The sequence below is a fragment of the Planomonospora alba genome (assembly GCF_039534085.1).
Taxonomy (GTDB): domain Bacteria; phylum Actinomycetota; class Actinomycetes; order Streptosporangiales; family Streptosporangiaceae; genus Planomonospora_B; species Planomonospora_B alba.
In genome coordinates this window covers 14,712-26,373 of record NZ_BAAAUT010000044.1, presented here as the reverse complement: position 1 = coordinate 26,373, position 11,662 = coordinate 14,712, and the positions used below count along the sequence as shown (strand labels likewise).

The window sequence follows — 11,662 nt, the reverse complement described above, 5'->3', positions numbered from 1 at the left end:
CGCCGTGCCGGCCCGTTGGTCCTCGTCCGGCGTGTCGGCATTAACCTTACGACCGTGATGGACGGGGCCGTGCACGTGGAGCCGCCCGCCGGCTCCGCCCCCGGGCGGTCCGGCCGGGAGCTGCACGCCGTGACGCTGCCGCCGGGGCCCGAGCTGTTCCGCGCGGTCGCCGCGGCGCTCGACGGCGACGGCCCCGCGCTCCTGCCCCTGGCCCCGGGCCTGCCCGCCCCCGCGCTGCGTGCGGCGCTCGCGGCCCTGCGGCCCACCCGCCTCGACGGACGCCCCTGCCCGGACGGCGAGCCCGTGCCCCCCGAGGTGGCCGTGGTGATCGCCACCAGCGGCACGACCGGCGCCCCCAAGGGGGTGCAGCTGTCGGCCGCCGCCCTGCGCGCCTCGGCCTCGGCCTCCCTGGCCCGGCTGGGAGCCGGGCCCGGCGAGCGCTGGCTGTGCTGCCTGCCGCCCTCGCACGTCTCCGGCCTGCAGGTGCTGGTCAGGTCCCTGCTGGGCGGGACTGAGCCGGTCGTCCACGGCGGCTTCGACCCGCGGGCGGTGCTCGGCTCGGGGGCCGAGCACGTCTCGCTGGTGCCGACCCAGCTCCGCCGCCTGCTCGCCGTCTCGGCGGACCTGTCGGTGTTCCGGACCATCCTGCTGGGCGGGGCCGCGGCTCCCCCCGGCCTGCTCGCCGAGGCCCGGGCCGCCGGCGCCCGGGTCGTCACCACGTACGGCATGAGCGAGACCTGCGGCGGCTGCGTCTACGACGGCCGCCCCCTTGACAATGTAGATCTGCTGATCGGCGACGACGGCCGGATCCGCCTCGGCGGTCCCGTGCTGTTCTCCGGATACCGGCTCCGGCCCGACCTCACCGCCGCCGCCCGCGACGGCGGCTGGTTCGTCACCTCCGACCTGGGCGAGCTGGACGGCGGCCGGCTGCGCGTGCTGGGCCGGGCCGACGACGTGATCAACACCGGCGGCGAGAAGGTCGTCGCGGCAGCGGTGGCCTCCGTCGTGGCCGAGCACCCCGCGGTGACCGACGCGGCGGTGGTCGGCCGCCCGGACCCCGAGTGGGGCGAGCGGGTGGTCGCCGTCGTGGCCTCCCCCGCTCCCCCGTCCCTGGCCGAATTGCGCGCCTTCGTCAAGGAGCGGCTGCCCGCCTACGCCGCCCCCGCCGAACTGGTCGTCCTGCCCGAACTGCCGCTCCTGCCGAACGGCAAGCCGGACCTCGCCGCGCTCCGCCACGGCCGCCGGCGGGAACCGTGAAGGCGTCCCGCACGTCGAAGAGACGACACCGGCAGGAAGGACGAGCCCGATGAAGCCAACCCGCAAGACGTGGGTCTCCGCCGGAGTCGTCGCCGTGATCCTCACCGGTGGCGCGTCCGTCACGGCGGCCGCCTCCGCGGCCGGGATCGGGGGGACCGGTGATCCCGCGCCCGCGGTGGAGCCCGGCCTCCCGGCCCCCGAGGGGGCGGCGCCTCCGTCGCCGACGGTCCCGCCCGCCGCTCCGGAGCCGACCGCCCCGGCGGAGGACTACGTGGTGTCCACGGAGGTCGGCCCCGACCCGGAGAAGGTCGCGCGTTACTGGACCGAGCAGCGCCTCGACGCGGCGCAGCCGATGCCCATGCCGGTGGTCGAGGGCCCCGCGGACGTGAGCGGGGACGGCCCGGTCGGCGCCGGAGAGGGCCCGGTGGACGCGACCGAATAGGCGGCCGCTTCCGGGGCAGAGACGGGGTGGATCGGTTGGTGCCGAACCACCCCATCATATTTTCCCCGTCAAGTCGGGAACAGAACGGTCTTCGGCGGGGTTATTGGTACTGGTGCGCTGAGCGGTCCCCCGGCCGCCCCACCTGGCAGCGTGTCAACACCTACAGCCTGCACACAGACGACTCCGTCATGGAGGAGGTGTCCTCATGCCCCAAACCGCCGCGACCTCTCCCGAGGCCCCGACGACCCTTGAGCAGCTCCTTGACCGAGGGCGAGTCCAGGGTCACCTTTCTCTCGCGGAGCTCCGTCACGCCTTCGCCGAGGCGGGCATCAGCCCCGCCGAGGGGCGGACGATCCTGCGCGACCTCACCGAGGCCGGGGTGAGCCTGGGCGCCGAGGACGAGCCGACGCTCGCCGCGGCGACCAGGAAGGCCGCGACCAGGAAGACCTCGGGCAAGAAGGCCGCCGCCAAGGCGCCCGCCCGCAAGACGACCACCCGCGCGTCCGCCTCGCGCACGGCCGACGGCGCTCCCGCGGGCAGGACCGCGGACGCCGGGAAGACCGCGACCGACGGGAAGACCAGGACCGCCGGGAGCGCCCGCCCCGGCGGGACGGCGGCCGAGCCCGGCATGCCCGACGACCTCGAGGCGCCGCTGGCGGACGAGGAGTGGACCCCCACCGATGAGGCCGAGATCGAGGCGGAGGCCGAGCAGGCCGTCGACCTGGACGACCAGTCCTCGGTCATGGGCGACTCGGTGCACACCTACCTCAAGTCGATCGGCCGCCGCACGCTGCTGACCGCCGCCCAGGAGGTGGAGCTCGCCAAGCGGATCGAGGCCGGCCTGTACGCCGAGGCCAAGCTGGAGTCCGAGCCGGGCATCCCCGCCGACCTGCGCGAGGAGCTGGAGTGGATCGCCGAGGACGGCAGGCGCGCCAAGGACCACATGCTGGAGGCCAACCTCCGGCTCGTCGTCTCCGTCGCCAAGAAGTACACCGACCGCGGCATGGCCCTGCTCGACGTGGTCCAGGAGGGCAACCTCGGGCTGATCCGCGCGGTGGAGAAGTTCGACTACACCAAGGGCTACAAGTTCTCCACCTACGCCATGTGGTGGATCCGCCAGGCCATCCAGCGGGGTTTCGCCGACTCCGCCCGCACCATCCGCCTGCCCGTGCACGTGCTGGAGATGCTCTCCAAGCTCTCCCGCGTGGAGCGCGACATGCACCAGCGGCTGGGCCGCGAGCCCACGCCCGAGGAGCTGGCGGTCGAGCTGGACAAGACCCCCGACCAGATCGAGGAGCTGCTGCGCACCAGCCGCCAGCCGCTCAGCCTCAACGCCACCATCGGCGAGGACGGTGAGACCACCATCGGCGACCTCATCGAGGACGTCGACTCCCCCGAGGCCTCGGAGGTGGTGGACCGCCAGCTGCTGGCCGAGCAGCTGCGCGGCGTGCTCGGCAACCTCTCCCCCAGGGAGGCCCGGATCATGGCGCTGCGCTTCGGCCTCGTCGACGGCAAGCCGCACACCCTCGACGAGATCGGCAAGCACCTCGGCCTGACCCGCGAGCGCATCCGGCAGCTGGAGAAGGAGTCCCTGTCCAAGCTGCGCCACCCGAGCAACACCCGTCCGCTGCTCGACTGGGCCAGCTGAGCCCGGAGCGGGCCGTACGACGGGTACGGCCCGCGGGCGGAACACGAACGAAGGCGCCGCCGCGGCATCGTCCGCGGCGGCGCCTTCGTCGTTCCGCGGCGCCCGGGAAGCGGTGTCAGGGCGTGGTGCCGGCGCGGTTCGCGGTGCCGACGGGGAGCACGTCCCTCGGGATGTTGACCAGGCGGTTGCGTTCGCGGAGCGTGCGCAGGCGCTCCACCTCGGTGGTCCACCTGGCCCCCTCCGGGGTGGCCCGGCCCTTGCGGCGGCGGATCCGGTCGTCGTAGGCCCCGGGGCCGTAGGCCACGCGCTGGTTGGCCTCGGCCGCGCGCAGCGCCTCGGTGAGGGCCCTGTCCAGGACCAGGGCGGCGGCCCGCCGCTCCGCGGAGGAGGTGGTGGTGACCTGCACCTCGCGCAGCGCGGCCTCCGCGGCGACGGCCTTGCGCAGCAGCTCGGGGAAGCTCTTCCCGACCTCCTGGTCGGCGTGGTAGCGGACCTCCGCCTCCCGGCTCACCCGCGGTCGGAAAAACGCCATCGTCTGCCCTCTCTCCCCTGACTGTCTTGCCGGTGACAGCCGTAGCCTACGCCGTTCCCGATGTCCGCCCGTACTCAGGCCCCGCGTCACCGCACCCCTTCCTTTACACAGTAAGGCAGCGGGTGGCAGGATGGCCCCCATGCCTGCCAAACGACCACCGATCCCGCTGACCAGGGAGCGCATCATCGAGGCGGCCCTGCACATCGCCGACGGCCAGGGGCTGCGGCGGCTGACCATGCGGCGGCTGGGCGACGCCCTCCAGGTGGAGGCGATGGCCATCTACCACCACCTGCCCCGCGGCAAGGACGCGCTGATGGACGCCCTGGCCGAGCACGTCACCGCCGTCCACGCCGAGCCCGCCGGCAGCTGGCAGGAGACGGCGCGCGCGTGGTGCCGGGCGAGCCGGGCGGCGCTGCGGGAGCACCCGGGCGTGCTGGCGCTCGCCCTCACCAAACCGCCCAAGGGCCGGGCCGCGGCGGCGGTCAGGGAGCAGATCGAGCAGCTCGCCGAGGCCGGCGTGCCGGACGCGCCGGCGGCCGTGCGGGCCCTGCGGGCCTACGTCCTCGGCGCGGTCGCCGTGGAGGTGCAGCAGTCGGGCTGGGCCGAGCCGCCCGGCGGGGACGGCGAGGCGGAGCCGTGGCTGCCCCCGTCGCGCGGCGGGGGCAGCGCGGAGGCCGACGCCGACTTCGAGCGGGGGCTCGACGCGCTGCTGGCCGGCCTGGCCGGGGCCTGAGCCCCTCCTCGCGAGACGCCGCCCGCGCCCGCGGAGACCGGGCGGTCGCGGGAGCGTGCGAGGCGCCCGCGACCCGCCGTCCCCGGCGTGTCGCGCTTGGCCGGTTATCGGCGGATGAGGCACCCTGTGTCATAGGCCACAATCCCCGGACGGGACCTGGAGGACCACTTCCAATGGTCCTCAAACGGTCCGAACTGACTATGTCCCACAGGTGTGACCTGCCGCACACTGGACCTGTCCAACGTGCACGCCTCACCCTGCCCGAGGCGCGCACGGCCGTAGATAACCGCAACCGCTCGTCCCTCCCGCGAGGGAACGGGGTCCCGTCGGGGGACGGTCCCGCCGATCTCCCGCCGCCGATCCCGGCGAGCCGACACGAGAGATCTGGAGGCACGCCGATGTGCCCGCACGAGCCGTCCTGCCCGTCCGCCGATGGGCCGGGCCGCGAAGCCGCCCGCACGGTCGTCTCCCACCCCGAACAGGGCTGGAGCCTGCTCTGCAACGGTGTGGTGCTGTTCGAGGACACCGGTGAGCTCCTGCCCGACGGTGCCGTGATCGAGCCCCATCGCCCCCTGGCAGGCGTCTCCTGAGCCCCGGGTGCGCCCGCGGGCGCACCCGGCCGCCCGACAGCCCGCGCCCCGGCGCCGCAGGCGTCACCGCGGGCTGCGCGGCATCCTCTCCTCCAGCCACCCCGCCACGGCCTCGCCCACCCGGGCGGGATCCCTCTTCAGGTCGTGCCCCTCGCCCGCCAGCACCACCAGGCGGGCGGCGTCCGCCGCCTCCGGCACGCCGAACGGGTCCCGGTCCCCGCTGACCGCCAGCACGTCCACGCCCGCCCCGCGCAGCTCCGGCGCGCGGGAGCGCTCCGGCTTCCCCGGCGGGTGCAGCGGGAAGGCCAGCGCGACCACCGCCTCGGCCCCCACGGCGCGGGCCGTACGGCAGGCGACCCGGGCCCCGTTGCTCCGCCCGCCCTGCACGAGGGGCAGGCCCGGACGGCTCCGGCGGACCTCCTCCACCACCGCCGCCCACGCCTCGTCCTGCTTGGCCGGCGAGCCCGGCGCCCGCGCCCCCCGCAGCCTGAACGGCTGGGTCACCCGGGCGACCAGCCCCCCGATCCCCGCCACCGCGTCCCGTACGGCCAGCAGGTCCGGCGCGTCCACTCCCCCGGCCGAACCGTGGGTGAGCACCAGCAGGAACCGGGGGTCCGGAACCGGGTCGACCTCCACCCGCGCCGGCCCGTGCGGTGTCACGATCTCCATGGGGGAACCGTACCGGGGCGGTCCGGAGATCTCGTCCTCATGGCCGATGCCGTCTCGCGTTCCCGGGTGCAGACTGGAGGCGTGCAGAACAGCAACGACATCCGCCAGGACATGCACGCCACCCTCCACGCCCGGCGCGAGCTGGGACCGGAGTACGAGGCGGCGCTCGTCGAGTCGCTCGTCGAGCGGATCGACGCCACCATCGCCGCCCGGGTGCAGGCCGAGCTGCACGCGGCCGGAGCGGCGCCGTACTCCCCGTACGGGCCCTCCCCGTACGCCCCGCCCCAGCCGAAGCCCAAGGGCAACGGCTCCGTCGCCGTCGCACTGGGCTCCCTGGGCATCGGGATCCCGCTGACCGCCGTCGCGGCGGCCGAGGCGGGGGCCGGCGGGCTGCTGCTCGCCTGGGCCGGCATCGTCGCGGTCAACCTCGCCCACTCCCTCGGCCGCCTGCGCCACCGCCACTGACCGCACCGGCCCCCGGCCCGGTCTCAGGCGGGACGCCGGCGGTCCCTCACAGGTCGCGGTCCCGGCGGAGGCGGACCTGTTCGGCCAGGCGCGCGTCGGCGTGCTCGAGACCGTAGCGCCACACCCGCTCGGCGTCCTCGTCGCGGCCCCGCAGCGGAAGCGTGCGGGCCAGCAGCTCGATGGCCAGGGCGCTGGTCTCGGCGTCCCCGCCCTCCGCCGCGCCCTCCTCCACCGCGCCCTCGAACTCCGCGCACGCCAGCTCCAGGTGCGCGACGCCGAGCAGCACCCGCAGCCTCGGCGTGTCCGCGACCCCGGGGATGGCCAGCGCCTCCAGGAGCACGTCCGCCGCCTCCGCGGGCTCTCCCTCGTCCAGGAAGAGCTCCGCCAGCCGCTGGGCCGCGCGGGAGCCGATCTCCGGGTCCCCGGTGGCCAGGGCCGCCCGCAGCGCCTCGGCCATCTCCTGCTCGTCCCCGGCGAGCCGGGCCAGCGCCATGTGCGCCAGCGGCGCGTAGGCGGGGTTGCCGAGGCCCAGGGCGGCCTGCCAGGCGGCCCTGGCCTGGTCGGTCAGCTCCTCGCTCTCGAAGCTTCCCGCCAGCAGGCAGGCCGCCTGGGCGGCGAACTCGGGGTGCCCGGTGGCCAGCGCGGTGCGCGCGGCGGCACGGGCCCCCGGCACGTCCCCGCGCTCCTGCAGCACCACGGCCAGCCCCACCGCGGCCTGGGCCCGGTCGGGCCCGTCGGCGTCGGCGGCCAGTTCCGCGAAGATCGCGGCGGCTCCGTCCAGGTCGCCGCCCTCGGCCAGCCTGCGCGCGACCTCCAGCGGGTGCGTGTCGACGTCCGGCATTCAAGATCCTCCCCGGGTAAGGAAACGGCACCGAGCCTAACGACTCGGTGCCGTCCGCGTCCTGCGCATACGCGCGATCCGTACGGTCCGGCGGCGCGGCCCGTACGGGTCCCGGATCAGTCCTCGAAGGCCTCCGGCGGCGGGCAGGAGCACACCAGGTTGCGGTCGCCGTAGGCCTGGTCGATGCGGCGCACCGGCGACCAGTACTTGCCCTCCCGCAGCGAGGCCACCGGGTAGGCGGCCTCGGTCCGGCCGTAGGGGTGGTCCCAGGAGTCGGCCGTGACGCAGTCGGCGGTGTGCGGGGCGTTGCGCAGGGGGTTGTCGGCCCGGTCGTAGGCGCCCGAGGCGACCTTGTCGATCTCGCCCCGGATCGCGATCATCGCGTCGCAGAACCGGTCGAGCTCGGCCAGGTCCTCGCTCTCGGTCGGCTCGATCATCAGCGTGCCGGCCACCGGGAAGGACATGGTCGGCGCGTGGAAGCCGTAGTCGATCAGGCGCTTGGCCACGTCGTCGACGGTGACGCCGGTCTCCTTGGTGATCTGGCGCAGGTCGACGATGCACTCGTGGGCGACCAGTCCGCCCCGGCCGGTGTAGAGGACCGGGTAGTACGGCGCCAGCCTGCGGGCGAGGTAGTTGGCCGACAGGACGGCCTGCTCGGTGGCGGCCCGCAGGCCGTCGCCGCCCATCATCCGGATGTAGGCCCAGGAGATGGGCAGGATGTTCGCCGAGCCGTACGGCGCCGCGGCGACCGGGCCGACCGCCGAGCCGTCGTGCAGCGGGTGGCCGGGCAGGTAGTCGGCCAGGTGGGCGCGGACCGCGACCGGGCCGACGCCGGGGCCGCCGCCGCCGTGCGGGATGCAGAAGGTCTTGTGCAGGTTCAGGTGGGACACGTCCGCGCCGAACTCGCCGGGCTTGGCCAGGCCGACCAGCGCGTTGAGGTTGGCGCCGTCGACGTAGACCTGGCCGCCGGCCTCGTGGACCAGCCGGCAGACCTCCGTGATGGTCTCCTCGTACACGCCGTGCGTGGACGGGTAGGTCACCATGATCGCGGCGAGCCGGTCGCGGTGCGCGTCGATCTTGGCGACCAGGTCGCCGAGGTCGACGTTGCCGTTCTCGTCGCAGGCGACCACGACGACCCTCATGCCCGCCATGACGGCGCTGGCGGCGTTGGTGCCGTGCGCCGAGGACGGGATGAGGCAGACCTCGCGCCCCTCCTCGCCCCGGGCCCGGTGGTAGGCGCGGATGGCCAGCAGTCCGGCGAACTCGCCCTGGGAGCCGGCGTTGGGCTGGATCGAGACGGCGTCGTAGCCGGTGACCTCGGCCAGCCAGCGCTCCAGCTGCCCGATCAGCTCCAGGTAGCCGCGCGCCTGGTCCTGCGGCGCGTACGGGTGGATCCCGGCGAACTCCGGCCAGGTGATCGGCTCCATCTCGGTGGTCGCGTTGAGCTTCATGGTGCAGGAGCCCAACGGGATCATCGACCGGTCGAGCGCGATGTCCTTGTCCTGGAGCCGGCGCAGGTAGCGCAGCATGGCGGTCTCGGAGCGGTGGGAGTGGAAGACCGGGTGGGTCAGGAAGTCGCCGGTGCGCGCCAGCTCGGCGGGGAGCGCGTCGTGCGCGGCGGTGTCCAGGTCGGCCAGGACCGCGGCGCCGGCACCGAAGGCGGCCAGGACCTTCTCCAGGTGGAGCGCCTCGGTCCTCTCGTCGCAGCTGACGCCCACGTGGTCGGCGTCGACCAGGCGGAGGTTGACGCCGCCCTCCCGGGCGGCGGCGACGACCTGCTCGGCGCGGCCCGGCACCCGCGCCAGCACGGTGTCGAAGAAGGCGTCGTGCACGACCTCCACCCCGCCCTGGCGCAGCCCCTCGGCCAGCACGGCGGCGTGCCGGTGGACGCGCCGGGCGATCCGGCGCAGGCCCTCGGGGCCGTGGTAGACGGCGTACATGCCCGCGATCACGGCGAGCAGCACCTGGGCGGTGCAGATGTTGCTGGTCGCCTTCTCCCGGCGGATGTGCTGCTCGCGGGTCTGCAGCGCGAGCCGGTAGGCGGGGCGGCCGTCGGCGTCCTGGGAGACGCCGACCAGGCGGCCGGGCATCTGGCGCTGCAGCCCCTCGCGGACCGACATGTAGGCCGCGTGCGGGCCGCCGAAGCCCAGCGGGACTCCGAAGCGCTGCGAGGAGCCGATCGCGATGTCCGCACCGAGCTCGCCGGGCGCGGCCAGCAGGGTGAGGGCGAGCAGGTCGGCGGCGGCCACCGTCAGGGCGCCGCGGGCCCGGGCGGCCTCGGCGACGGCGCGGAAGTCGCGGACGCGGCCGCTCGCGCCGGGGTACTGCACCAGGACGCCGAAGCACTCGGGGAGCTCGGCGGTCAGGTCGCTCTCGACCAGGTCGATACCGAGCGGCTCGGCGCGGGTGCGCAGCACGGCCTTGGTCTGCGGCAGGGCGTCGGCGTCGACCACGAACACGTCGGACTTCGCCCTGGCGGCGCGGCGGGCCAGGGTCATCGCCTCGGCCGCGGCGGTGGCCTCGTCCAGCAGGGAGGCGCCCGCGATGGGCAGGCCGGTCAGGTCGGAGACGACCGTCTGGAAGTTGAGCAGGGCCTCCAGGCGGCCCTGGGAGATCTCCGGCTGGTAGGGCGTGTACGCGGTGTACCAGCCGGGGTTCTCCAGCAGATTGCGGCGGATGACGGCGGGGGTGACCGTGTCGTGGTAGCCCAGGCCGATCATGGAGGTGAGGACGGTGTTGCGGGCGGCCAGGGCACGCAGCTCCGCGATGGCCTCGGTCTCGCTCGCCGCGGCGGGCAGGTCGAGCCGGTCCGCGGCGCGGATCGCCTCGGGTACGGCCACCGCGGTCAGGTCGGCGACGGAGTCGAATCCGACCGCCTCCAGCATGCGGGTCTGGTCGGCGCCGTCGGGGCCGATGTGGCGGGTCGCGAACGGCGGGGGGGTGAGCTCGCTGAGCGGTGACAGGTCGGTCATGGAAAGCCTCCCGAGGCGGTGGAGACCGGCGCTGGGCGCGGCGTACGGCCGGATCTCCCCCTCTGTCATCTCGACCTGAGAGCTTCACCGACCCCTGCCGGGGCGGCTTTCACCGTCGGTGAGGCGCACCTGGCGGGCGCGCCTGCTTTCCAGAGTCGCCTCGTCCGTGCGGTACAGGGTGCCTGAGAGATTCCGGGGAGGTTGCTCCTTCGGCGCCCCGATCATGTCGGGGTCTCTCCCGCACAGGGTCATCGGCGAGACCAACTTTACCCCGTGCGACGGGCCTGGCGGCGACGGGCCAGCTCATCGGCGGGGTGCCCGCCTAAAGGGCCTTCGTCGCCCTGCGCGCGCTCGCCGGGCAGCTCCGCCAGCGAGCCCTCCACCTCCTGCCAGACCCGGCCCAGCGCGATGCCGAACACCCCCTGACCGCCCTGGAGCAGGTCGATGACCTCGTCGGGCGTGGTGCACTCGTAGACGCTGGCGCCGTCGCTCATCAGGGTGATCTGGGCGAGGTCGCTGACCGTGCGGGAGCGCAGGTGGTGCACGGCGATCCGGATCTGCTGCAGGGAGACGCCCGTGTCGAGCAGTCGTTTGACGACTTTCAGCACGAGGATGTCGCGGAAGCCGTACAGTCTCTGGGAGCCCGAGCCGTGCGCGGCCCGGACGGTGGGCTCGACCAGCCCGGTGCGGGCCCAGTAGTCGAGCTGCCGGTAGGTGATGCCGGCAGCGACACAGGCCGTCGGGCCTCGGTAGCCGACGTCGGCGGGCGGGCTCACCGGTCGCCCGTCGAACAGCAGACCTTCTTCACCGGCGCGCTGGCGCGCCGACCGGCGCCGCACCGGATCATCCTGGCCGGCCGCCTTTCCTTCGCCGCTGCTGACCGCCACTGCGGACCTCCGGCTTTCTCTCATCCCGTGGCCTGATCTGGGGGTTTGTGCACGGCCACAGGTTCACTCGCACCGTAAGACTGGGATCTGCCTCAGTCAACGACCCCACTCGGCGCGTCGTGAAGCGTAAATGCACCGAAATTCCTACCCCGCACGGCCGAAGTCCTCCGGCGAGATCTGGTCAAGGAACTCCCGGAACTTCTCCACCTCGTCCTCCTGGCCCTCCTGGTCCTCCGGGATGATCACTCCGGCCTCGCGGACCACGTCCTCGCTCGCGAAGATGCGGGCGCCCGTGCGCAGCGCCAGGGCGATCGAGTCCGACGGGCGGGCGCTCACCTCGGCGCCGTTGGAGAACACCAGGTCCGCGAAGAAGATCCCCTCCCGGAGCGCCACGATGTTCACCGTGTTCAGCCGGACCCCGAGCGCGTCGAGCACGTCGCGGAACAGGTCGTGCGTGAGGGGCCGGGGCGGCGGCTCCTCCGCCTGGGCCATGGCGATCGCCGTCGCCTCCGTCATCCCGATCCAGATCGGCAGGTAGCGCTCCCCGTGTGTCTCCTTCAGCAGGACGATCGGCTGGTTGGAGGGCATCTCGACCCGGACGCCCACGACCTCCATCTGCAACACGG

Annotated in this window: 12 protein-coding genes and 1 riboswitch; of the genes, 6 read left to right on the top strand and 6 right to left on the bottom strand. The window is 74.3% G+C overall.

Annotated elements, in window-relative coordinates; genetic code table 11:
• Window positions 1-57 precede the first annotated feature (57 nt).
• The 3 genes from ABD823_RS24395 to ABD823_RS24385 all read left to right on the top strand — a co-directional run bounded on the left by ABD823_RS24395 (window position 58) and on the right by ABD823_RS24385 (window position 3,347).
• The gene (locus tag ABD823_RS24395; RefSeq protein ID WP_344863481.1) at window positions 58-1,257 is read left to right on the top strand and encodes an AMP-binding protein; all 1,200 of its coding nucleotides are present in this window, start codon (window positions 58-60) and stop codon (window positions 1,255-1,257) included.
• 49 nt (window positions 1,258-1,306) lie between these two features.
• Window positions 1,307-1,699, top strand: coding sequence for a hypothetical protein (locus ABD823_RS24390; RefSeq protein WP_344863412.1), 393 nt, complete (start codon window positions 1,307-1,309; stop codon window positions 1,697-1,699).
• 205 nt (window positions 1,700-1,904) lie between these two features.
• The gene (locus tag ABD823_RS24385) at window positions 1,905-3,347 is read left to right on the top strand and encodes an RNA polymerase sigma factor (RefSeq protein ID WP_344863410.1); all 1,443 of its coding nucleotides are present in this window, start codon (window positions 1,905-1,907) and stop codon (window positions 3,345-3,347) included.
• A gap of 115 nt (window positions 3,348-3,462) precedes the next feature.
• Here ABD823_RS24385 and ABD823_RS24380 read toward each other — a convergent pair whose 3' ends face one another.
• Window positions 3,463-3,879 carry a hypothetical protein gene (locus ABD823_RS24380; RefSeq protein WP_344863408.1) on the bottom strand — a complete coding sequence of 139 codons (417 nt, stop codon included), beginning with the start codon at window positions 3,877-3,879 and terminating at the stop codon, window positions 3,463-3,465.
• A gap of 139 nt (window positions 3,880-4,018) precedes the next feature.
• Between ABD823_RS24380 and ABD823_RS24375 the strand changes: the two genes are divergently transcribed.
• Window positions 4,019-4,612, top strand: coding sequence for a TetR/AcrR family transcriptional regulator C-terminal domain-containing protein (locus ABD823_RS24375; protein WP_344863406.1), 594 nt, complete (start codon window positions 4,019-4,021; stop codon window positions 4,610-4,612).
• Window positions 4,613-5,010: 398 nt separating this feature from the next.
• Complete coding sequence (locus ABD823_RS24370; RefSeq protein WP_344863404.1) at window positions 5,011-5,202, top strand: DUF5999 family protein; 192 nt, start codon at window positions 5,011-5,013, stop codon at window positions 5,200-5,202.
• A gap of 63 nt (window positions 5,203-5,265) precedes the next feature.
• Here ABD823_RS24370 and ABD823_RS24365 read toward each other — a convergent pair whose 3' ends face one another.
• Complete coding sequence (locus tag ABD823_RS24365; RefSeq protein WP_344863402.1) at window positions 5,266-5,871, bottom strand: alpha/beta hydrolase family protein; 606 nt, start codon at window positions 5,869-5,871, stop codon at window positions 5,266-5,268.
• A gap of 81 nt (window positions 5,872-5,952) precedes the next feature.
• Here ABD823_RS24365 and ABD823_RS24360 point away from each other — a divergent pair, with 81 nt between their 5' ends.
• Window positions 5,953-6,336: a hypothetical protein gene (locus ABD823_RS24360; RefSeq protein WP_344863400.1), complete on the top strand. Its 384-nt coding sequence runs from the start codon at window positions 5,953-5,955 to the stop codon at window positions 6,334-6,336.
• A 46-nt stretch (window positions 6,337-6,382) separates the two neighbouring features.
• Here the strand turns inward: ABD823_RS24360 and ABD823_RS24355 are convergent, their stop codons facing one another.
• From ABD823_RS24355 to ABD823_RS24340, 4 genes are all read right to left on the bottom strand, one after another.
• Entirely contained in the window at window positions 6,383-7,177 is a 795-nt protein-coding gene (locus tag ABD823_RS24355; RefSeq protein ID WP_344863398.1) for a tetratricopeptide repeat protein, read from the bottom strand.
• A 116-nt stretch (window positions 7,178-7,293) separates the two neighbouring features.
• Window positions 7,294-10,149 carry an aminomethyl-transferring glycine dehydrogenase gene (gcvP, locus tag ABD823_RS24350; protein WP_344863396.1) on the bottom strand — a complete coding sequence of 952 codons (2,856 nt, stop codon included), beginning with the start codon at window positions 10,147-10,149 and terminating at the stop codon, window positions 7,294-7,296.
• 159 nt (window positions 10,150-10,308) lie between these two features.
• A riboswitch (glycine riboswitch) is annotated at window positions 10,309-10,400 on the bottom strand.
• 15 nt (window positions 10,401-10,415) lie between these two features.
• Window positions 10,416-11,036, bottom strand: a complete 621-nt coding sequence (locus ABD823_RS24345; protein WP_344863394.1) for a MerR family transcriptional regulator — start codon at window positions 11,034-11,036, stop codon at window positions 10,416-10,418.
• A 144-nt stretch (window positions 11,037-11,180) separates the two neighbouring features.
• Complete coding sequence (locus ABD823_RS24340; protein ID WP_344863392.1) at window positions 11,181-11,660, bottom strand: bifunctional nuclease family protein; 480 nt, start codon at window positions 11,658-11,660, stop codon at window positions 11,181-11,183.
• Between the last annotated feature and the right edge of the window lie 2 nt (window positions 11,661-11,662).

Bases quoted from the DNA above. Each gene is read 5' to 3' on its own strand.
- ABD823_RS24395 (WP_344863481.1), top strand. From the start codon at position 58: ATGGACGGGGCCGTGCACGTGGAGCCGCCCGCCGGCTCCGCCCCCGGG.
- ABD823_RS24390 (WP_344863412.1), top strand. From the start codon at position 1,307: ATGAAGCCAACCCGCAAGACGTGGGTCTCCGCCGGAGTCGTCGCCGTG.
- ABD823_RS24385 (WP_344863410.1), top strand. From the start codon at position 1,905: ATGCCCCAAACCGCCGCGACCTCTCCCGAGGCCCCGACGACCCTTGAG.
- ABD823_RS24380 (WP_344863408.1), bottom strand. From the start codon at position 3,879: ATGGCGTTTTTCCGACCGCGGGTGAGCCGGGAGGCGGAGGTCCGCTAC.
- ABD823_RS24375 (WP_344863406.1), top strand. From the start codon at position 4,019: ATGCCTGCCAAACGACCACCGATCCCGCTGACCAGGGAGCGCATCATC.
- ABD823_RS24370 (WP_344863404.1), top strand. From the start codon at position 5,011: ATGTGCCCGCACGAGCCGTCCTGCCCGTCCGCCGATGGGCCGGGCCGC.
- ABD823_RS24365 (WP_344863402.1), bottom strand. From the start codon at position 5,871: ATGGAGATCGTGACACCGCACGGGCCGGCGCGGGTGGAGGTCGACCCG.
- ABD823_RS24355 (WP_344863398.1), bottom strand. From the start codon at position 7,177: ATGCCGGACGTCGACACGCACCCGCTGGAGGTCGCGCGCAGGCTGGCC.
- gcvP (WP_344863396.1), bottom strand. From the start codon at position 10,149: ATGACCGACCTGTCACCGCTCAGCGAGCTCACCCCCCCGCCGTTCGCG.